This window comes from Acidovorax sp. GW821-FHT10E04, from assembly GCF_059415185.1.
This window is the reverse complement of the sequence record NZ_JBWKMT010000005.1, coordinates 169,287-190,978: the sequence shown is the minus strand read 5'-3', so window position 1 is coordinate 190,978 and position 21,692 is coordinate 169,287. Positions and strand designations below refer to the sequence as shown.

The 21,692-nt window shown below is 63.4% G+C and carries 16 protein-coding genes; 1 reads left to right on the top strand and 15 read right to left on the bottom strand.

Going from position 1 to position 21,692, the window contains the following annotated elements:
* Positions 1 to 502: 502 nt before the first annotated feature.
* The 12 genes from AC07OC_RS17130 to AC07OC_RS17075 form a co-directional block, all read right to left on the bottom strand.
* Positions 503 to 2,155 (bottom strand): hypothetical protein, encoded by a 1,653-nt coding sequence (locus tag AC07OC_RS17130; RefSeq protein WP_494601795.1) that lies wholly within the window; start codon positions 2,153 to 2,155, stop codon positions 503 to 505.
* A gap of 286 nt (positions 2,156 to 2,441) precedes the next feature.
* The gene (locus tag AC07OC_RS17125; RefSeq protein WP_218339781.1) at positions 2,442 to 3,974 is read right to left on the bottom strand and encodes a RimK family ATP-grasp domain-containing protein; all 1,533 of its coding nucleotides are present in this window, start codon (positions 3,972 to 3,974) and stop codon (positions 2,442 to 2,444) included.
* 1 nt (position 3,975) lies between these two features.
* The gene (locus tag AC07OC_RS17120; RefSeq protein ID WP_494601793.1) at positions 3,976 to 5,088 is read right to left on the bottom strand and encodes a GNAT family N-acetyltransferase/peptidase C39 family protein; all 1,113 of its coding nucleotides are present in this window, start codon (positions 5,086 to 5,088) and stop codon (positions 3,976 to 3,978) included.
* Positions 5,085 to 5,207 carry a hypothetical protein gene (locus tag AC07OC_RS17115; RefSeq protein WP_255591048.1) on the bottom strand — a complete coding sequence of 41 codons (123 nt, stop codon included), beginning with the start codon at positions 5,205 to 5,207 and terminating at the stop codon, positions 5,085 to 5,087. The genes AC07OC_RS17120 and AC07OC_RS17115 overlap by 4 nt, the downstream gene beginning before the upstream one ends.
* Positions 5,208 to 5,288: 81 nt before the next feature.
* Entirely contained in the window at positions 5,289 to 5,681 is a 393-nt protein-coding gene (locus tag AC07OC_RS17110; RefSeq protein ID WP_218339783.1) for a hypothetical protein, read from the bottom strand.
* Positions 5,682 to 5,829: 148 nt separating this feature from the next.
* Complete coding sequence (gene kdpE / locus AC07OC_RS17105; protein WP_255591049.1) at positions 5,830 to 6,534, bottom strand: two-component system response regulator KdpE; 705 nt, start codon at positions 6,532 to 6,534, stop codon at positions 5,830 to 5,832.
* Positions 6,506 to 9,301 (bottom strand): DUF4118 domain-containing protein, encoded by a 2,796-nt coding sequence (locus AC07OC_RS17100; RefSeq protein ID WP_218339784.1) that lies wholly within the window; start codon positions 9,299 to 9,301, stop codon positions 6,506 to 6,508. Before AC07OC_RS17100 ends, kdpE begins: the two co-directional genes overlap by 29 nt.
* Before the next feature lie 59 nt (positions 9,302 to 9,360).
* Positions 9,361 to 9,933 carry a potassium-transporting ATPase subunit KdpC gene (gene kdpC / locus AC07OC_RS17095; protein ID WP_218339785.1) on the bottom strand — a complete coding sequence of 191 codons (573 nt, stop codon included), beginning with the start codon at positions 9,931 to 9,933 and terminating at the stop codon, positions 9,361 to 9,363.
* Between the two features lie 10 nt (positions 9,934 to 9,943).
* On the bottom strand, positions 9,944 to 12,037 hold the full coding sequence (kdpB, locus tag AC07OC_RS17090) for a potassium-transporting ATPase subunit KdpB (protein WP_218339786.1): 2,094 nt from the start codon (positions 12,035 to 12,037) through the stop codon (positions 9,944 to 9,946).
* 9 nt (positions 12,038 to 12,046) lie between these two features.
* The gene (kdpA, locus tag AC07OC_RS17085) at positions 12,047 to 13,852 is read right to left on the bottom strand and encodes a potassium-transporting ATPase subunit KdpA (protein ID WP_218296188.1); all 1,806 of its coding nucleotides are present in this window, start codon (positions 13,850 to 13,852) and stop codon (positions 12,047 to 12,049) included.
* Position 13,853: 1 nt separating this feature from the next.
* Positions 13,854 to 13,952: a K(+)-transporting ATPase subunit F gene (kdpF, locus tag AC07OC_RS17080; RefSeq protein WP_218296189.1), complete on the bottom strand. Its 99-nt coding sequence runs from the start codon at positions 13,950 to 13,952 to the stop codon at positions 13,854 to 13,856.
* Positions 13,953 to 14,229: 277 nt separating this feature from the next.
* On the bottom strand, positions 14,230 to 15,204 hold the full coding sequence (locus AC07OC_RS17075; protein WP_218296190.1) for a magnesium and cobalt transport protein CorA: 975 nt from the start codon (positions 15,202 to 15,204) through the stop codon (positions 14,230 to 14,232).
* 182 nt (positions 15,205 to 15,386) lie between these two features.
* Here AC07OC_RS17075 and AC07OC_RS17070 point away from each other — a divergent pair, with 182 nt between their 5' ends.
* A complete protein-coding gene (locus AC07OC_RS17070) occupies positions 15,387 to 16,097 on the top strand; it encodes a TorF family putative porin (protein WP_218296191.1) in 711 nt (236 codons plus the stop codon).
* Between the two features lie 156 nt (positions 16,098 to 16,253).
* On the opposite strand, the gene AC07OC_RS17065 is transcribed toward AC07OC_RS17070, so the two are convergent.
* The 3 genes from AC07OC_RS17065 to AC07OC_RS17055 form a co-directional block, all read right to left on the bottom strand.
* Positions 16,254 to 18,386 (bottom strand): TonB-dependent receptor, encoded by a 2,133-nt coding sequence (locus tag AC07OC_RS17065; protein ID WP_218339787.1) that lies wholly within the window; start codon positions 18,384 to 18,386, stop codon positions 16,254 to 16,256.
* A gap of 174 nt (positions 18,387 to 18,560) precedes the next feature.
* Entirely contained in the window at positions 18,561 to 20,093 is a 1,533-nt protein-coding gene (locus AC07OC_RS17060; RefSeq protein ID WP_218339788.1) for a PepSY-associated TM helix domain-containing protein, read from the bottom strand.
* Positions 20,090 to 20,380 (bottom strand): hypothetical protein, encoded by a 291-nt coding sequence (locus AC07OC_RS17055; protein WP_218296194.1) that lies wholly within the window; start codon positions 20,378 to 20,380, stop codon positions 20,090 to 20,092. Before AC07OC_RS17055 ends, AC07OC_RS17060 begins: the two co-directional genes overlap by 4 nt.
* Between the last annotated feature and the right edge of the window lie 1,312 nt (positions 20,381 to 21,692).

Below are 21,692 nucleotides of genomic sequence, written 5' to 3'. Positions count from 1 at the left end.
TTGGGTGGTGAGAAAGTCTGAAAAAACAAAAACCCCGGAGGTGGAGCCTGCCGGGGTTTTATGGACCGGAAGGCGCACAGCCCTCCGACACGCGATCGAGGGGCGCAACTAGGGGGCGAACGATGCCTTGATCACGTTGGTGAGAATTTTCATAAGAGCGAATTATCCTCCTCGCACAAAAAGCTTGCAAGCGACCTGGCTGCCTGCCTGCGCCTGCCGCCTCCGGCTCGGGCAAAGAACTGGCTGTTGCCTGGCCGCACGGCGTTCGAAACCTGCACACGGCAGGGCCGAATCGACGTTGCAGGCACAGCGGGCGGCAGGACGGCGCAACTGAATCGTGCGTGCATGCCTGTCGCTGCATCGAAGGTGGATGACCACTGTAGGCCACACAGCGACTGCCGTCACGCGCGATTTTCCAACGGAAGGGTGCCATCGGCGACAACAGTCACTGCCTGGTCAAAACTCGGCGATGAACGGCCAGCAGGGGCATGGGCAGCACACCTCATTCTCCTGTGCGCCGCCACACCAGCCCCAGCGCCTTGACTTTCTGCCAGGCACTGGCGCGTTCGTCTGAAAGCACGTCCAGAAAGTCCGACAGGCGTTTGGACTTGACCATGGTGTAAACCGTCAGCAAGGTGGTCAAGGCAAACACGACGGCAAAAATCCCCAGCTTGCGGCCCGGGGGAGCATCGGCCTCGGCCAGCAAATTCATGCCCAGGAAGCCCGTGGTCACGGTGCCGATCAGGCCAAAGATGGTCACGACCGTCAGCCTGACGACGGTGTTGGCCTGGCGGCGCAGGCTGTCCGCGTCCAGGTACTGGTTCATTTCGCCAATGCGCTCCTTGACCTCCGTGTACAGCGGGTCCAGCCCGAGGTGGTTGGCGCACATGCGGAACAGGGCACGCACCTGGGCCTGTTCGGACACCTCGTGGAACCAGTAGCGGTGCGTGAAGCGCAGAAAGCCGGCAAAGCTGTCACGGATCGTGCGCTTGAAGCGGCGCACGCTGGCGGCGTCGGCAATGTCCAGGTTTTTCAGTGCCTCGGCCAGCCGGTCCGAGAACATCAGCAGCGCCGCTTTCTGGAAATGCGCGATCAGGAACAACAAGAAATGCTGGTGCCGGAACTGCGCCAGCACCCCCCGGTCGCGGCAGACAAAAAACGGGCTGTGGGCATCGCCCAGCACCAGCAGCGAATGGCCGCTGCAAAGATACCGCGTGTTGGGAGCCGCGCCACTGTGGCTCCAGAATCGGTCGTAACAAAACCGCTTTTCGAAGTCGGCCAGATGCTCTTCGGCATAGGGCAGGCTGGCGTCGTCGCTGGAGGTGGCCGCCCCGGTCACCAGGCCGAGGCGAACGAAGTCGCTGCGGCTCAGTGCGCGCGGGTTGTCCAGCGCCAGGAACGCCAGTTGCGGCATGCGGTAGTACTCGATCTGGCGATAGCGCAAGGGACCGCTGCGCTCCGAATGGTCGCTCACCAGGGGCTCCAGCAGCCAAGCCCAATGGGCGGCGATGCGCGGGGCGCGGTGGCTGCTGACATGGGCCATGAAGAGGTCGCGCTGGTTGGCGTCGGACTGGGCCAGCACCTGCCCCGCGGCGTCCAGCCACTCGGCGCTGTACAGGCAGTGCTGCGCATGGCCCTTCGCATCCCAGCTGGCGGGGTAGCCGCGGCCAAAGCGGTACAGCAGTTCCTGCGCCTGGGCCAGCGTCAGGTCGCGGGCGCTGACCTCGACATTGAGCAGCACCAAATCCAGGTCGAGAAAAAAGTACAGGTCCACATGGACGATGTCGAGCGTGATCGGCGGCGCACCGGGGCGCAACACCGCCCGCACGGCGCTGACGTCGCTGCGCCGGAACACCCGCATCGGTGAACCTGCGGCGCTGCTGCCTTTCTGGCTGCGCCCCTCGCCGTACAGGAAGCGCTGCACGTAGGGCAAGAAGGTCACGAACTCGTTGTAGTGGCGCTCGTGAAAACGATCGCTGTCGCCCGTGAATTCATCCACCACCTCGCGCCAGGGCGAGGCCTCGCCCATGTCCGCCAGCACCTGCCAGGGCTTGGCGTGCCGCCCCTCGGAACCCCGCACCGGCATCAGGCGCAGGGGCCACAACAGGACCTGGCGCAACTCCCGCACGCAGGCGGGATGGGACTCGGTTGACATGCAGTGGCCTTTCGTCTGGTTCGTGATGCCGAGCAACACACTTGCGGCGTGGGCACCGTGCGCCGAGTGGCGGTTCATTCAGCCGTCACGGCGTGGGCGCCAGCGCCCATTTCACGTGGTGCAGCCAGGAAATCAATTCCGGATTTTCTCGCGACCTGCCGAAAACCGGGCTTCGGAAACCATGCTAACCAAAACAGCGGAGGATGGGTCCACCGCATCGGCGATCGGCCCATTTCCGAGCAGGCCCGCCGTCCGTAAAAAAACCGCCAAATCTTCCCGTCTCGAACTACCCAGGCGCCACCGCGTCAGGTTGCAAACGAGACGCGCTGCCACGCTGCGCAGTGGATGTGAATCGGCGTTCCACCTGCAACAGGAAGTGCGAGAGCAAAGTGGAATACAGCTTGTCGCCCAATGCCGCATCTTCCATGCCAACATCGAGATTGGGGTTGTCGTTGATCTCGATGACATAGACACCAGAGGCCGTGGCCTTGATGTCCACCCCATAAAATCCATTGCCAACCAGGCGCGCGGAGTTGACGGCTGCCGCCAGCACCTCTGTGGGCACATCTTGCAGCGGCACACCCTGCACCCGCCCCTCCGTGTACTTGCCATTTGCTGTGTGCTGCAGTATCTGCCAGTGCCCATTGCACATGAAGTACTTCGCCGCGAAGACCGCTTGCCCCGCCAGAACCCCGACGCGCCAGTCAAAGTCTGTGTACATGTACTCCTGCAGCAGGATGATTTCCGATTCCCTGAGCATGCCTTTCGCAATGTCCTGGAGATGCTCAAAGCTCTCCGCCTTCTTGACACTGCGGCTGAACGCACCATCCGGTACTTTCACCACCACGGGGTAGTCCAGCGTGTGCTCCATGCCGGCCAGCGTGCGCCGGCTGGCCATGCGCGTCACCGGTGTGGCAATGGCATGCTCGCGCAGAAGCTCCGCCAAAAAGGCTTTGTTCGTGCAGCGCAGGATGGACACGGGGTCGTCTATGACCGGCATGCCCTCGGCGACAGCCTTTCTCGCAAACTGAAAGGTATGGTGCGTCACCGCGGTGGTTTCCCGAATGAACAGCGCATCGAACTGGGTCAGGCGGGAGAAGTCCTTCTTCTCGATAAGCTCCACCGCAATTCCCATGTCCTGCCCCACATCAACCAACTTCTTGAGCGTCCTGAGACTGGACGGAGGAAGCGGGTCATCCGGATCGTGCAGGACCGCGAGGTCCATCCGGGGCAGGGGCATGGCGACCATGGGGCGCCAGCTGCGCCGCGTGTACTGGCGGAGCGCTCGAACAAAGACCTCATCGCGCGCAGGCTCGACATCGCGAAGGTCCAACGCCTGTATTCCGCCGAGCTGCCAGTTTGCGGACTGCTCCTGCCGTTCGAGGGTGATCTCCATCAATGGACAACGGAACAGTTCAAAGCTCTTTCGAGCCAGCGGCGCCAGCACGGGGTCCTCCATGACCCCGAAGAACACATGCAAGGTCAGCGTATTCACGGAGCCGGGGATTTCCTTCAGCGGACCGACCAGTCTATTGAGCTGCACGAACGCTTCATCAGGCTGCATTCGCTTGCGCTGAAGGCTGAGTATGGTGTCCACGCTGGGGGTGACCCGGTCGCCACGCGCCTCCGCCAGCAGGGAGCAGTAGTAGCCCATGCTGAGGTAGCCATAAGTCCGGCAAAGGTTCGTGACCTTGCGAAAACGCCCCCGGGCATCCGGCTCCTCCGCCACGAATTGATCGGCGGTGATGACTCTGATCTCGGGCTCGCTCCATCGAAAGTCTGCGAGCTTCTCCACCACGATCACATGTTCTGAAGACAATTTATTTCTTTCCGGAGATGACGACCGCGGCAGTGCGCCTGCGGCGCCCGTACTTGGCGATCTTCTTGAATTCACCAAAGCTGATGGACACTCCGCCGTCCGGGTCACTGGAACGCGCCATAGGGTCCAGAAGGCGAAAAACCGCGCCGTCAAAGCCGGTGATTGCCACCCAATGTGGCGTTTTCTCCCGGTGAAGCCGCCACAGACTGATGAGGACAATGGGCAGGCTTCCCATGCGCAATTGCTCAATCACGCTTTCTGGAGAGACGGGCCGGGCATGGACAGGAACACGGTGAGCCTCCAGTTCCAACCGGAAGTCGTTTTCCACCAGCTGGATGACGTCTTTCTTGAGAGGGTCGCGCACACTGTCCATGAAGAGTGATGCGCCAGCCGCTGCATAGACCGACACGTCAAAGCCGCGGCGCAATGCCGCATGCGCAAGTCCGAAAGGACCACACCCACCATGGCCCGCCGCCATAAAGACCGTTGTGGCCTCACGCCATAGGCGGATTTCGGCGGCTTGATTGACAGGGATGGACGGGTCCACGGCAGACATGGCCATCAGCAATGCGCAGGGCCCACAGGTGAAATCCAGCGTCTGGGCGTAGTGCCGCACCCGAGAGGCGTTCCCTTCTCGCGCCCGCGCGTCGTCGAAGAGGTCCTTCTGAAAGCACAAAGCGGCTTCGCCATCGCCGTAGTAGGCAAGCTTGCGGCCCATCCCCACGAATCCATGGCGAAGGAACAAGCGGTGTGCGCAGACATTGGAAGTCCTGCTCTCCAGCCTCAAAACCGCGCACCCGGCTTCTCGCGCGTCCCTGATCGCCGCGGTCAAAAGTTCAGCCGCCATGCCGGAACCCCGTGCGGCAGACGCCACAGCGATCGAGTACAGGCGAGCTACAGAGGATCCCTTGCGGCGCAATACCACGCAGGCCCCCTCCAAGACTTCGCTCGATCTGCACACGAGAACGCGGGCCGACGGGCTGGCCAGCATGCGTTGCCAACTTCTGAACGAGATTCTGTCGTTCTCGAAAGCCGCGCGCTCCAGCCGATCGAGCGCGGCCAGATCGCCACGGTTCGCCGGCTCCACCTTGCTCCGATGGGAAGACGGCTTCATCGAAGACCGCGCCCGGATTTGCGCGCGCCCCGGTCAGATAGCTTCAATGCCATCCACGCGACGCCGATCGGAACCAGCAGTACCAGCAGCGCCAGCGACACATGCACCCAGTCATCCATGGATCGACCTTCCGGGATCGCAACGCCTGCGATCCGACAGCCACGCTCCCATGGATGGGGCCCACTGGATGCGGAGCGATGTCAATGGCACGGGAATTCCTCAGCACCAGCGACTTTCACCACGCGGCCAAACTCGGCGTGCGGCAACACGCGCATCACGCAGCACACGGTGTGCAATACATCCTTGCGTTGCACAAGCAAGCTGAGACTTGCCCGCTCGCGGGGCCTGTCCAGACACATTCGGTACCCCCGCAACCGGGCGCCCAGAGCCGAATGAAGTGTCTTTCGCAAGTCCTGTGCGTCGGTGCATGAAGCGACCAGGGGCAGCGCCACCAGAGAGGCCGGACCGTCGCACTCCCCGGGGAAGGGCAGCATGGCCACCCGGTGCAGGCTGATCCCTGCGTATGTTTGCAGCATGTCTTTCACCACGGAGGCCACCTTCAAAAAAAGGGGGCAGTGGCATCTGTTGAACATGCACCCAGTCTAGAAAGACTGGTGTAAATCGTTCGTAAAAACTGGTGCGCCAACCGTCAATTCGTTGTCAAATTCCGCGGCCACATCACGCAATGGGGGAAACGCGCCAGGCGCACCGCTGCAGCCCTGGAGTTCATCGCTTGTGGAGTCACACCGCGAGTCGGTACCCCACTCCCGATTCGGTCAGCAAGTGACGAGGCTGCGCCGGATCTGCCTCGAGCTTCTGCCTGAGATGCCCCATGTAGATGCGCAGGTAGTGGCTCTGGTCCGACCGCATCGGCCCCCACACTTCGCGGAGCAGCTGTTTCTGGGTGATGACCCTTCCCGAATTGGCGACCAGCACCGACAGCATGCGGTACTCGGTCGGCGTCAGGTGGACTTCAACCCCGCCCTTGCGTACCAGCCGAGCGCTGCGGTCCACCTCCACGTCGCCAAAATGAAACGCTGGCTCCACCCCATCCACGGTGAGCCCATTTCCTGTCGCCGCACGCGGACGGCGAAGATTGGCACGCACGCGCGCCAGAAGCTCCCCCGTACCAAAGGGCTTGGTGAGATAGTCATCCGCTCCAGCGTCGAGTGCGGAGACCTTGTCGGCCTCATCGGTGCGCGCAGACAGGACGATGATCGGCACGGCGGACCAGCCCCGCACGTCGCGGATCAGGTCAATGCCATCGCCGTCAGGCAATCCCAGGTCCAGCACCAGCAGATCGGGCTGGCGGGTACCCGCCGCAGACAGTCCTTCGCGCACCGTCGCGGCTTCATGAACCTGCCATCCTTCTGCTTCGAGCGCACTGCGAACGAAGCGCCGGATCTGCGGCTCATCCTCAACCACCAGCACGGTACGTATTTGCATCGTATCCCGGGGCGGCAACGCCCCGCTCCATATCTTCCAAATCGGGATCGGGGGGAGGCTCTCGGCGCGGGAGCGTGATGGTGAATTCCGCCCCGCCCCCGGTTGCGCTGGCAGCGGAGATCGTTCCGCCGTGCGCGTGCACCACCGCCTTGCAGATCGCCAACCCCAGGCCCACGCCCGGTGTCGCCGATTCAGCCTGTCCCCGGGTGAATTTCTCGAACAGCAGGTGTTCCTTGCCACGCACAGAGGGTGGCAGGCCAGGCCCGTGGTCCGTCACGGTCAACACCAGACTCCCTTCTGTCGCAAACGCCTTGATGACAACGGGCGGTGCGCCGTACTTGGCGGCATTCTCAAGCAAATTCACCAGCACGCGCTCAATGAGGACGGGATCGAACTCCACCAGCGGCAAATGGGCGGGGATTTCCGTGCGAACGGTCAACTCCTTCAGCGCGGGCTTGGCGGCGCGTATCGAGGCGCCCACGACTTCCTCGACCGACTGCCAGTCACGCCGCAAGTGGACACTTTGTCCCGAAACATCACTTTCCAGCCTGGCCATGTCCAGCAGGTTGCTGACCAGCGCGTTGAGCTGGTGCGCCTGATGCACGATGGCTTGTGCCACGGCATCGTGCTCCTCCGTCGGCAACCCCTTGAGCGATTCGGCCAGCGTGATCAGCGCCGTCAGCGGTGTTCTCACATCATGGGAGACAGCGCCCAGCAAGGCATTGCGCAGCCGCTCGGACTCCATGTCCACCACCGCCTTTTGCGCGATGTGGACGTAGTGCACACGTTCGAGCGCGATGGCGATCTGCCGGGCCAAGGTATCGAGTTGCTGAGCCTGCTCCGGAATCAGCAGCCACCTTGGGTGCGCGGGCTCCAGCGCCAGCACACCGCGCACCCTCATGGGCGCCTTGAGGGGGACATAGCGCCATGCCTGCGCCGCCAGGGTGCTCGTGGCCAGCCCCGCGCTCTGTCCTTGTCGCAAGGTCCAGTCGGCCACACTTTTGTCAAATTCCTGGGGCAGATCATCGGGGTAGTGAAGGCGGTCCGACGCGTCCAATGCAACCACCACCGCCCTGCCGCCAAAATGCCCCTGCACAGCCGCCGCGCCGATCTCGATGACCTGGCTCGTCTCCAGGGCCGCCGACAGCTCGCGCGCAAGCTCGAACAGCGATTGGGCCCGGCGCTCCCGGCTGTTGGACACTCCGGCCGCGAACCTGAGGCCGGCTGTGAGCTGCCCCACCAGAAGTCCCACCCCCAGCATCACGGCAAAAGTGACCACGTACTGCACGTCGCTGACCGCGAAAGACAGCCGCGGTGATACGAAGAAGAAATCGAAGGCCAGCACATTGAGCAGTGCGGCCATCGCCGCAGGCACGCGCCCGAATCGCATGGCGACCCCGACAACGCCGACCAGGTACAACATCACGATGTTGGTCAACTCCAGGACGCCGTGCAACAGAGTCGCCATCAACGTGACCGCAATGCTGGCACCGAGCGCCCAGAGGAAGCCCTGCCAGCGCGGGTGTGCGGCCTCGTCGGTTTCCCTGGCCTCAACGCCTACTTTGTGGCTCCAGAGTGCCTGCGGCAACCGCCTCGAACTACCCGCGCGCGCCGTTTCCACGATATCAAGCGAGGGGGCAAGTCCCGCGATTTCCCGGCCCACCTCCCTGGTCGAAGGCCACTTCTGCCACCAGCGCCGCGGCGCAGGACGACCCAGGACCAGGGTGGCGCAATTGAGGTGAAGCGCCTGTGCAGCCAGGGCCGGCGCAACGTGGTCGCCCGTCAGCACCGCCGTCTCGGCGCCCAGCTCCTGCGCCAGTTGCAGCACGGCCAGAATCCTGTCGCGCTGCGGTGCGTCCAGCCTCTGCAGGCGCGGTGTCTCCACGTATGCGGCATGCCACTTCACATTGAGCTGCCCTGCCAGGCGCGCGGCCGCGCGCACGGTCTGCGCGGCATCTTCGTTCGGCCCGACACATGCCAGTATGCTGCCCGAGGTGTTCCAGGCGGCAGACACGCGCTCGCCGGGAGTGCCTGACTGTTCGATCCGCCATCCCAGGACGTCGTCCTCCACATGCTCAGCGGTGCGGCGCAGTGCGATTTCGCGCAGGGCAATCAGGTTGCCCTTGCGGAAGAAGCTCTGGGCCGCACGCTCAGCCTGCTGGGGGACATACACCTTCCCTGCACTCAGGCGGGATATCAGTTCATCGGGGGTGGCGTCGACAAGCACCACTTCGTCCGCGTCGTCCAGCACGGTGTCGGGCACCGTCTCATGGACCCTGATCCCCGTGATCGCACCCACGGTCCCATTGAGGCTCTCCAGATGCTGGACATTGAGCGCAGTCCACACATCGATGCCCGCGGCGAGCAGTTCCTGGACATCCTGCCAGCGCTTGGCATGGCGGGATCCCTGCACGTTGGAGTGGGCAAGCTCATCCACCAGGAGGATGGCCGGCTTGCGTGCAAGGGCCGCGTCCAGGTCAAATTCAAGGAGCAGCCGGCCACGGTACTCCACCTCCTTGAGGGGCAATGCATCCAATCCCGCGAGCAAGGCCGCCGTCTCGGCTCTGCCATGGGTTTCCACCACCCCGATCAGAACGTCGCGGCCAGCGCCACGCTCCCGCTGCGCCGCACTGAGCATGGCCCAGGTCTTGCCCACCCCTGCATTGGCGCCGAAGTAGATGCGCAGCTTGCCGCGCGTGGTCTGCTGCTCCTGCGCGCGCAGTTGCGCGATCAACGCATCGGGGTCTGGGCGCTGCATGTCAGCCATGGCGTGCCTGGCTCCAAGCGGGCCCCATGGGCAAGCATGACAAAAGGCGGGATGCGCTGCTACCGTGCATCATTCAAGGCAAGATTCAGTGCCAGTACGTTCACCCTGGGTTCGCCAAGCAGGCCCAGGATCGGCTTTTCGGTGAGCTTGTCGACAAGGGCATTCACGCTCGCCACGGGGACGTTGCGGGCCCGCGCCACGCGGGCGGCTTGGTACTGTGCCGCCGCGACGCTGATATGCGGATCCAGACCGCTGGCGGACGCCGTCACCAAGTCCACGGGCACCGGCGCCAGATTGCCGGGGTCGGCCGCGCGCAATGCCTCCACGCGGGCCTTGACCGCATCGTTCAACGCCGGATTGAGGGGCCCCTGGTTGGAGCCGCCCGACGCCACCGCGTTGTAGGGCATGGGCGCCGTGGCCGACGGACGCCCCCAGAAATGCGCGGGATCCGTGAAATTCTGGCCGATCGACGAAGAGCCAACGGCCTGGCCATTGCGCTGCACAAGGCTTCCCGCAGCCTCGTGGGGGAAAACGGCCTGCGCCGCTCCGGTAACGGCCAAGGGGTACAGCAAGCCCGTCAGCGCGCTGAGGGCTACAAACACGACAAGTGCTGGGCGAAGAATGTTTTTCATGGAAGGTTCCTCAAATCAGCCCTACGGCCACCAGTATCCAGTCAATCAGCTTGATGCCGACAAACGGCACGATCAAACCTCCGAGGCCATAGATCGCGAGGTTGCGGCGCAGCAGGGCCGCCGCCCCCACAGGGCGATACCGCACCCCTCGCAATGCCAGGGGGATCAGGAAGACGATCACCAGCGCATTGAAGATCACGGCCGACAAGATGGCAGACGACGGGCTCGCCAGCTGCATGACGTTGAGCGCGGAAAGCTGCGGATAGGTCGACACGAAAATGGCCGGAATGATGGCGAAATACTTCGCCACGTCGTTCGCGATCGAGAACGTCGTGAGAGAGCCTCGCGTCATCAAGAGCGCCTTGCCAGTCTCAACGACCTCCAGGAGTTTTGTCGGGTTGGAGTCCAGGTCGACCATGTTGCCAGCTTCCTTGGCGGCTTGTGTTCCGCTCCCCATCGCCACGGCGACATCGGCCTGCGCCAATGCCGGCGCATCGTTGGTGCCGTCGCCGGTCATGGCCACCAGTCGTCCTTCCGACTGGTACTTGCGGATCAGCGCCAGTTTGTCCTCCGGGGTCGCCTCCGCCAGGAAGTCATCGACCCCGGCCTCCGCGGCGATGAAGGCTGCCGTGAGTTTGTTGTCACCCGTGATCATGACGGTGCGGATGCCCATGCGGCGCAGCTCGGCGAAGCGCTCCTTGATGCCGACCTTCACGACATCCTTGAGTTCCACAACACCGAGCACCTGACGCCCTTCCGTCACCACCAGGGGGGTGCTTCCCCGGTACGCCACCTGGTCGGCGGCGGCCGCCACTTCGTGTGGCATGGCGCCCCCCAGCGCTTCCACATGCCGCGCAATGGCTTGCACGGCTCCCTTGCGCAGCATGGTTGCGGGCTGCCCGGACGCTTCAACGGCAGGGAGGTCGACACCGCTCATCCGCGTCTGCGCAGTGAAAGGCACAAGCAGCACGCCCTGCGGATTCTCGTCGGGGGTGCCCGAACGGCGGGCCAGCTCGACGATGCTGCGCCCTTCAGGCGTCTCGTCCGCAAGCGATGCCAGCAAGGCTGCGCGGGCCAGGCGGCCAGGTGAAACCCCTGGAGCGGGCAGGAACGCACTGGCTTGGCGATTCCCGTGGGTAATGGTCCCGGTCTTGTCCAGCAGGAGCACATCGACATCTCCTGCGGCCTCCACGGCCCGCCCCGAGGTCGCAATCACGTTGGCCTGCATCATCCGGCTCATGCCAGCCACGCCAACGGCCGACAGCAGTCCACCGATGGTGGTCGGGATGAGGCACACCAGCAGGGCCACCAGGGCCGTCAGAGAGACGACAGTCCCAGCCGCTGACGCCTGCACGCTGAAGATCGAAAAAGGCAGCAGGGTGACGGTGACCACCAGGAACACAATCGTCAATGCCACCAACAAGATCGTCAAGGCGACCTCATTGGGCGTCTTTTGCCGCTTGGCGGCCTCCACCATTCCAATCATCCGGTCCAGGAAAGACTCGCCTGGATTCACGGACACGCGCACCACGAGCCAATCGGAAAGCACGCGGGTGCCGCCCGTCACGGCGGAGAAGTCCCCACCGGACTCGCGAACCACCGGCGCAGATTCGCCGGTGATGGCACTTTCGTCGACAGAGGCTACGCCCTCGATCACTTCACCATCCAGCGGAATCACATCGCCCGCCTCCACCAGCACCACGTCGCCGCGGCGCAAGTTGGTGGCCTGCTCCGGCAGGAACGCGGAACCATGGACCGGCTCCTTGAGTTTCTTGGCCCAGGTTTCCTTGCGCAATCCACGCAAGGAGGCTGCCTGGGCCTTGCTGCGGCCTTCGGCCAACGCTTCGGCGAAGTTGGCGAACAGCACCGTAAACCAGAGCCAGACGGTGATGGCCAGCACGAAGCCCGGGCGCATGCTCGCATCCGCCGGTGCGTTGAGGGCATGCAGCCACAGCAGCGTGGTGAAGATGCTGCCGATGTACACGATGAACATCACCGGGTTGCGCCATTGAACCAGCGGGCTGAGCTTGGCCAGCGCCCCCCAGAACGCTGTCCGGATCAGGACAGGATCCAGCAGAGAAGTAGAAGTATTCTTTTTAGTCATCGGCAAACCTCACTTGGCCCAGAGCATCAGGTGCTCGACCATCGGACCCAAAGCCAGGGCAGGCACGTAGTTGAGAAGCCCCACCAGAAGCACGGTCCCCACGAGAAGAACCACGAACAGCGGCCCATGGGTGGGCATGGTGCCTGCCGTCACCGGCAGGCGCTTCTTCGCGGCCAGCGAACCAGCGATGGCCAGGACGGGCACGATCACTCCAAAGCGGCCAAACCACATCGCCAGCCCCAGCAGTACGTTGTAGAACGGCGTATTGGCAGACAGCCCCGCAAACGCGCTGCCGTTGTTGTTGGCGGCGGATGTCAATGCATAGAGGATTTCGGAGAACCCATGGGCGCCAGGGTTGGCAACGCCGGCCTGTCCTGCGCCCGCACTCACGGCAACCGCGGTACCCACGAGCACCAGGATCGGCGTCACCAGAATGGCGACCGATGTGAGCTTCATTTCGCGCACCTCGATCTTCTTGCCCAAATACTCGGGCGTCCGGCCGATCATGAGACCCGCCATGAACACGGCAAGGATGGCGAATACCAGCATGCCATAGAGGCCGGTGCCCACGCCGCCAAACACGACCTCGCCCAGTTGCATGAGAACCAGAGGCACCATGCCTCCCAGAGGCGTGAACGAGTCATGCATCGCGTTCACGGCGCCACATGAGGCAGCGGTGGTCACGGCCGCGAAAAGCGCTGACGCGGTGATTCCGAACCGCACTTCCTTGCCCTCCATGTTCCCGCCCGATTGCAGGGTGCTGACGGATTGGTCCACCCCCAGCGCACTCCATTGCGGATTGCCGGCCTGTTCCGCCGCGACAACGGCCACGACGGCCACGACGAACATCACCGTCATCGCCGCCAGGATCGCGACGCCCTGGCGCTGGTCGCCAACAACACGGCCAAATGCGAAGCACAAGGCCGCGGGAATCAGAAAGATCGCCAGCATTTGCACGAAGTTCGTCAAGGCGGTGGGGTTCTCATAGGGATGGGCGGAGTTGGCGTTGAAGAACCCGCCGCCGTTCGTGCCGAGCATCTTGATCGCCTCCTGCGAGGCCACCGGTCCCATGGCCAGCGTCTGGGTCTTGCTGGTCTTGCCCTCCATGACCGGTGCTCCGTCGGCACCTGTCACGGGCTGGCCTGCACCATCCAGCCTGGGCACTTCATAGGCCGTCTGCTCCAGGGTTGCGACCTCCTTGTAGGCGTCAAAATTCTGGATGACGCCCTGCCCGACCAGAACGAGCGCGATCACAAAGGAGGCCGGCACAAGCACCCAAGCCGTGATCCGGGTGACGTCGGTCCAGAAGTTTCCGACATATCCCTGTCCGTCGGTGCGCCGGGCCGCAAAGCCGCGGGCCAACGCGAACGCCACGGCGATACCGGTGGCAGCTGACAAGAAGTTCTGAACGGAAAGGCCAAGCATCTGCGTGAGATAGCTCATCGTGGATTCACCCGCGTAGCCCTGCCAGTTGGTATTGGCAACAAAACTGATGGCAGTGTTGAACGACGAGTCGCCGGATACCGCCCCCATTCCCTGGGGATTGAGCGGCAGCAGGTGCTGCAGGCGCTGCAGGCCATACACCGCCAATGCACCGATGGCATTGAACGCCAACAGTGCCAGCGCATAGCCGTGCCAGTGCATCGACTGATCGGGAGCCACCCCGGCCATCTTGTAGAGCGGTTTTTCGGCCACATGCATCCACCGAGGCAACCGGCCCTCACACAGGGCGGCCAGCCATTTGCCCAACGGCCATGCCAGGACGCCAAGCGCAACCAGAAAGAGCCCGAGCAGGCTCCAGGCAGAGGTTTCCATGTCAGAACTCCTCCGCGCAGATCAGCGCGAACACGAGATAGGCCAGCAAGGCAATGGCCACAAGCGCGCCAAAGCCATAAAGCACTTCGAGGCCGATCATGCGCGCTCACCCTTGGCCGGGCCGAATTTGCCCAGCAAAACCACGGCCTCGGCCATGGCCACCCACAGAGCCGCCAATGCGGCTATCCAGATCATGTCCATCGACAACTCCTGCATCAAAACGTGTGTTTGATTCTCAGGATGTCGCTGTAAAAAGTGTGCACAGACTGGGGAGGTCGCCGTAAAAACGGCGTAAAAATGCGGCCCTTGCGAGGGCCACCGATCTACCGGCGCCTGGCGGCTGGAACCCGCGCCCCGGACGGCTCCGCACCTGTTATCTAGAGCCAGCCCGCCTTGCGAAAGCGATAGTAGAGATAGCAACAGGTGGTGGCGATGAGGGCGATCGCAGCGGCGTATCCGTAGCGCCACTTGAGCTCCGGCATGTGCTCGAAATTCATGCCCCAGATTCCCGCGAACGCCGTGCACACGGCAAACAGACTGGCCCACGCAGCCAGGCGCTTGACGACCTCGCCATCCTCGATGGTGACCATGGACAGATTGACATGGATTGCCGTCCCGATCGTGTCGCGAATGGAGTCGATGGAGGTGTTGATCCGGCCAAGGTGGTCCACCACATCGCGGAAATACTCCTGAGAGCCAGCACAGATTTGTGGCACCCGGCCACCGTGCAGCTTGGCCGCACCTTCCAGCAATGGGGCAACGGCGTGCTTGAGCAGGGTAAGGCGCTGCTTGAGTTCATAGAGCCGCCGGATACTGGTCCGCGCGACACCCTTGGTGAATATCTGTTGCTCGATCGTTTCAAGCTCCACCTCGAGGGCATCGATGATCGGGAAGTAGCGATCGACCACCGCGTCCATCAGCGCATACAGCACAAATCCCGGCCCGCTGCGCAAGAGTTCAGGCTCTCTCTCACAACGCTCCCGCACATCCCAGAAGCCTCGCTCACTGCGGTTGCGCACCGACACCACATAGTTACTGCCCACGAACACATTGAGTTCGCCCAGCCTCGTGACGGTCTCGTGGTCGCCACCCGACTCCAGGAGATGAAGAACCACAAAAAGAGAAGGCCCGTATTCCTCGACTTTGGGCCGCTGATGGCCATGGCGGGCATCTTCCACCGCCAGGGGATGCAGGCCGAACTCCTTTTGCAACTCGTCAAGTTCTTCCGGGGTGGCGTCATGCAATGCCACCCACACGAAGCACCCGGGGAGCGATATGTGCTCACGGATCTCACGGACAGGAATGTCGGCGAGCTTGGTGCCATCCTCATACACGACGCAGTTGATCAACATCACAGCACCTCACGCAACACTGGATGCCGGCGATGTTGCCAGCGCGTCACGGTGTGTGGTTGGCGATTCGTGGCGTCCGTCGGCGCTCGGCAACATTTACGGCTTTGCCCGCATTCTTTACGAACTTTATATGCACGTTTTCCTACGCTTGCACCTTCTTTTGTTTCCGCAGGATTTCCTTCATGGCCTTCTCATGCTCCAAAGTGCTCGCCACTGCGCTCTTCGCCACCCTTCCCGTGCTGGCCAGCGCCCAGCTCACCGGCAACGTCAGCCTGACCACCAACTACAAGTTCCGCGGCCAGGACCAGGACACCTCCAAGGCCAGGGCCGTCAAGCCGGCGCTGCAAGGCGGCTTTGACTATGCCTTTGGTGAATCCGGCTTCTATGTGGGCAACTGGAACTCCAGCGTGGACTGGCTGTCGGGCAACTCGCTCGAATCCGATGTGTACGGGGGCTACAAGTTCAAGGCCGGCGACGCGGACCTGGACCTGGGCGTGCTGACCTACATCTACCCCGGCAACAGCAACGGCAACACCACCGAAGTCTATGGCGCGGCCACGTTCGGCCCCCTGACCGCCCGGTACTCGCACACACTGTCCAAGGACTACTTCGCCTACGCCGGCCCCGGCTTCAAGGGCCGCAACACCGGCTACCTGAACCTGGCGTTCGCGCACGAAGTGGCCCCCAAGATCACGCTGAAGGCGTCCGTGGGTTACACCCGCTTTGGTGGCGACATCACGGCCCCCAACTTCATGGACTACAGCGTGGGCGGTGCCTACGACTTCGGCTCGGGTGTGTCGCTGGGCGCTGCGGTGGCGGGCGCCAGCAAGAAAGAATTCTTCGGCCCCGTCAACAAGTCGCGCGTGATCGTCACGCTCACCAAAGTGCTTTGACTTCCTGAGCGGCATCGCGGCCCAGCGCCTGCCGTTGCCGCGGACGGACAGTACCGGCGAGGACCCACCGCCGCGCCACAAGCGGTCCTCGCCGGTGCTTTCGAAAGTCAGGCCACGCTGAAAGGCGCCATACCTTCGGCGGGCCTGTCCCCAGCATCAGAACGACACGGTCGCAGACACTTTGAAGGTGCGCGGTGCGCCTGGCATCACGAAGCCGTCGCCGAAGATGCCGATCCAGTACTTCTTGTCGGCCACGTTTTCCACGCTGGCGTTGAAGCGCACGGGCATGCTGCCGAACCTGGTGGCGTAGCTGGCATTCAGGTCCAGGCGATTCCAGGAGGGCACGCGCAGCTTGTTGCCCGAATCCGCCCACTGCGAGCTGGTGTGGACCACGCGACCGCCCACCTTCAGACCTTGCACGGGCGTTTGCCAATCCAGGCCGATGCGCGCGCGCAGCTCAGGCGTGCCGTAGGTATCGCGGCCGGTGTTGCGCTGCTCGGATTCGATGTGGGTAACGCCGCCCAGCAGCGACAGGTCCTTGGTCAACATGCCGTACATGCTCCACTCCAGGCCGCGCAGCCGCTGCTCGCCGTCATCGACCATGCGGTTGGCACTGTTGGTGACGAAGGAGGGGCGCTTGATCTCATAGGCGCTGACGGTGTGCGTGAGCGCACCCGCCTGCAGCTTCACGCCCAGTTCGAACTGCTTGGTCTGCTTCGGTGGCAGGGCCTCACCCGTGTTGGCGTAGCCCACTCCAACAATCTGGCCGGGCTCCAGGCCTTCGGTGTAATTGCCAAAGAGCGAGACGGAATCCCCCCAGGGCCGTACCACGGCGGCGAGCATGGGGGAGAAGCGGCTTTCGCTGTATTTTTGCAGCGGCATCTTCACGGTCTGGTGGCGCCCGCCCACTGTCAGCAGCACGGTTTCATGGGCAAAGGCCATGGTGTCGGCGACGGCCAGCGAGCGGTAGTCGTTCACGGTGGTGTAGCCGGTCCACTTGGGCGCTGCGGGAAAGGTGGGCGCCACGGGGTTGTACATGTTGGTGGTGTAGCAGTAGTTGCAGGCGGTGTTGACCGTGCCTTCCTTGTGCTTGAGGACATTGGCCGAAAGCTGCAGGCGGTGCTTGACGCTGCCGGTGTCGAACTTGCCGATCACGCCCGTCTCGGCCGTGCGGCGCTCGGATTCGGTGTGGACGTTGTAGATCGCGCCGCGCGTGGTGCCGTCCGCGCCGGTGACGAAGGCGCGCGTGCCGAACAGCAGGCCGTTGCCCTCGGCCTCGGAGCCACCTATCGCGAAGTACCCTTGCCAGTCGGGCGTGAAGTCGACCTCGGCGCGGGCCAGCGCGCCGCTGTTGTCGTACTGCCCGTGCGTGCCGCGGAACATGTTGGTGTCGCCCTCGGGCGGCGCCAGCAGGCGGCCCACGCCGGGGATCTGGGCGTTGCCCAGAAAGTTGAACATGCCCGGGCTGCCGCCCTCGATCTTGGTGACGCTGCTGTACACGTCCAGCGAGAAGCGCGCGCGGTCGCCCAGGTAGTCCAGCGCCAGAGCCCCCACGCGGCGGGTCTGGTCCTCCTCCTTGGCGCCCATCTCGCCGCTGCCATAGACGCCGTTGAAGCGGATACCCAGGCGCTTTTCATCGCCGAAGCGCTTGCCCACGTCGGCATGGCCCTGCAGGTATGAATGCGTGGCGTAGGTCATCGTCAGGTCGGCGATGGGCTGCGCCAGTGCGCGCTTGGTGACCATGTTGACGGTGCCGGCCACGCTGTTGTTGGGCGGCATGCCCGAGAGCAGCACGTTCGGGCCGCGCAGCACCTCGATGCGTTCGAACATCTCCACCGGCACCGCATTGGCCGGGGCGATGCCGTACAGGCCGTTGGTGGCGATGTCCATCGCGCTCATGTCCAGGCCGCGCAGGTTGAAGTTCTGCAGCAGGTGGTTCTTGTTGGTGATGAAGACGACCGACGAGTCGTTCTCCAGCACGTCCTGCAGCGTGAGGGCCGACCAGTCCTCGGCCAGCTCGCGCGTGTAGGCGTTGACATGCACGGGCGCCTCCAGGATGGACGTGGCGCCCAGGATGCCCAGGCGCGCGCCCGATGCGGCCTTGTGGCCGGGCGCGCGGGTCGGCAGGTCTTCACGTTCGTACTTGCTGCGCACATTGACTTGCTCCAGCGTGGCGGTGGCCGTGCCGCCGTCCGCGGTCTGCCCTGCGACGGAGGCGCTGAAAGCCAGCAGCGCCAGAGCGATGGGAGTAAGCCGGCCGGTGCGGCCAAAGGATGCTTTGTTGGACATTGCTTCTTGCCGTTATTTGATACGAATGAAAATAATTCTCATTATATTTCATGTTGTAACCGACACCCCGCTGGCGACTGAGTACGGTAGGCCTGTTTCTGGAAGTCAAATTGGCCTCCAGCGCTTATGTAGCAAGCGCAGGCAGCTATGAAAATGAAGTGTTGCGCATGCACATCAGGCAGCCACGCCGACCGGATGCACCTTGGCGCGCTGGCGCCAACCCAGCCATCCGAAGAACAGTGCCAGCAGCAGGCAGGTCAGGCCCAGCAGTACCCCGTCCGGACTGGGGTTCAGCACGGCGGCCACGGGTACCAGCGCATTGCAGATCGCCGTGAACCACAACAGGCCGGGCGCAGCGCGTTCCGTGCCGCGCCAGATCGCCCAGGCGATGCAGGCGAGAAACAGCGTGTAGTACACACCCTGGTGGAGCGCGTCGATGTCGCCCACCCTCGGCGCGAACCAGTGCGCCAGGGCAAGCGTCGCGGGTAGCGCCGCAGCGCAGCCCAGGCACACACCCTGCGTGAGCGCGGACACGACACGCACATGGCGCGGCCGCCTCATGGACTGCCCGTCTTGCGGTTTGCGCGCGCGCTGGGTCCGCGTCTCTATCCACAGCAAATTCCCGGTGTAGAACAGCAGCGCACCCGACAGCCCCAGCAGCAGGTACAGGATGCGCACCGTGTCGCCACCATAGCTGCCGAAGTGCAGCGCGAACAGGCTGCTGAGGAGCGCCGTCGACGCATAGCCGCTGGCACCCGGCAGATAGTTGCGATCGTAGATTTCGCCGCTGCCCAGGTTCACGAAAGCCAGGCCGTAGCGCGAGGCGCGCTGGAAGTGCCGTTCATCCACGCCCCCCACCAGCCCCACGGGGCCGCTGGGGAGCATCACGTAGTCCAGGCCCAGGGGCGCAAATCCCGGCGCCTGCTCCTGTACGCGGCGCATGATTTCGCTCGGAGGCAGCCAGTCTGCGCGCGCCACCTGCGGCGGCTTGACACTGTCGCGCGCGACGGTGGCGCGCAGGCCTTCCTGATAGACGAACTTGTCCTGCGCCAGGTAGACCATGTCGTGTAGCCCGAACACGGCGGCGCTCAGTGCGATGACAAGGTGAAACGGCAGGCTGGCCACGCCCAGCAGGTTGTGCACATCCAGCCACATGCGCTTGAGGTTGGATCCCAGGCGCAGATAAAACAAGTCCTTCACCAGCGAAGGCAGCAGCACCACGATGCCTGACACCAGGGCCAGCGCATAGGCCAGAGACACGAGGCCGATCAGCGGCTCGGCCAATTCCAGCGGAATGGGCAGGCCACCCTTGCGATGCAGGTAGTCCACAAAATTGCCGCTGGTGTCGTCCTCGCGCGGCATGGAGTGCATGCGGTGCAATTGACCATCGTTGCCCAGTTGCCACCACACCGCGTCCTGGCCGCGCACCATGTGCGCAAGCGCGGGCTGGGTGTGGTCCGCACTGGGCCAGCGCAAACGCACGCGGCCCTTGAAGTCCGGGTTCGCGTCGAGGAAGACTTTGGCCAGCGCGTCGCCGTCATTGCTGATCGCACGGGATACGGCGGCCGGTGGCTGGGTCCAGCGGGTGATCTCGGCTTCCAGCATCGAGAAGGCGCCAGCGTAGAAGGCGACGTACAACACCAGCCCGCAGAGGATGCCAACCCAGGTGTGAACCGCCAGGTAGTCGCGAACGGTCTGCGCCTTCATTGCAATACCTTCCAGGCGGTGAAAGCAGCTGCATTGGCCAGCAGGAAAACTGCCAGGCATTGCCGACGGCTTCGGGCCAGGAATGCCGCGCACGGCACGGCGGCCCACAGCAGGACCGCCAGCCACATGGCAATTTGGTCGCGTACCGGCACATGGCTTGGCAAGAGCCCGCCGTACATCAGCAGCCAACTGAGCCACAGTGCCAATGGAAAGCCAAGAAGAAAACCCGTCAATCCCTTGAAGAGCAGATGACGGGGCGCTGCGTCGGGATCTTTGCGACGACTCATCGCACAGCTCTTTTGGAAGCGCCACGGCGCCTGGCCTGGCAGTAGCTCAGGCAGGGTATCGCCAGCATGGCCACCCCCAACACAAAGGCGATGGACACGGCCAGCCCCATGCCGCTGGCGTGGATGCCACCTACAGCGACCAGCGCCGCCGCCACTCCCAGCGCTGCGTACGGCCACCTCTGGTGCGGCCCGTCCGCACGGGGGGTGGCGCGCAGAACCAGCCAGCCACACGCAAAGGTCAGAAGAATACCGATCAACATGTATGCAATTGAGAATAAGAATTGCTACCAATGTTAATCGGTCCCCGTGAACGCCCTGAACAGGGTGCCACCACAGGGCGCTTTTCGACCCGAAAACCCGTGCCCATGCCGTGTTCATCGCCCCCGCACGCAGCTCTGCGAGAGGTCCAGCCACAAGGCTTGATCACCTTCCGCGTGAATGAACCTGGCAGCGCACGCCACGCCACCGAATGGAAGGCCGCATGGGGAAGGGGGCCGGTATCGAGCACATCCGGCGGTTGCCCCCGTTTGCTTCAGTGCAAAGGACTTCATCTGCGGCATGGGGGGCGCCGCACTGCCGGGGATACCGAAGTGCAATACGTCCGTTCACAGGTGGGGCTCGCCGCACGTAGCGCAGGCATGGCCCCCATCGATCAGGCCGTGATCGAGATTGCAAACAATAGTCAATTCTCGGATTTTTGATTTATGGCGAGTTACCGTATGTGACATGAGTATTGGGCAGCTGGAGCAATTTGCCCCAACGTCCTATTTCGCCATGTCACAAAAATCGCTCGCCCCACTGATTGCACGGTTGCCTTTGCATGGGCACCTATGCGGAGCCTTGCTTGACAGCACATGACGGCTTGAAATCGCCGTGCGTGGCGGCCTGAAGAGCTGCATCGCAGGAAGGCGCACTTGCAGTCCGCGCATCAAACCGCTGATGAGCGAAATGCCGGCGGCAATTTACTCGAGACCGTGCCGAGGGGGATGGCTCGGCAGTGAGGTCCGCGTCCTGGCGTTCGGATGCAGTCGCACCTGCGCTGCACAGCGTCCAATCGGCGCGCTGTAGCACTTGTCGGCCACGGGTTGGGCCTGGAGGGCTGACCGGGAAACCCCGGAGGCGCCGGTTAGTTATCTGCAGATTGGCTAGTCCATTGGCGTTGGCACGACCGTGCGTCGTTTTCGGCGTATCGAATCTCGACGTGATTTCCGCACTGCCGTAACGCGCTGAATGTCCTTTGTGCGATGCCGCAGGCATTGCGCCCATTTTGGACAGGGGCAGGATTTTTTTCGCTGGGCCCCTCGTTTCATGA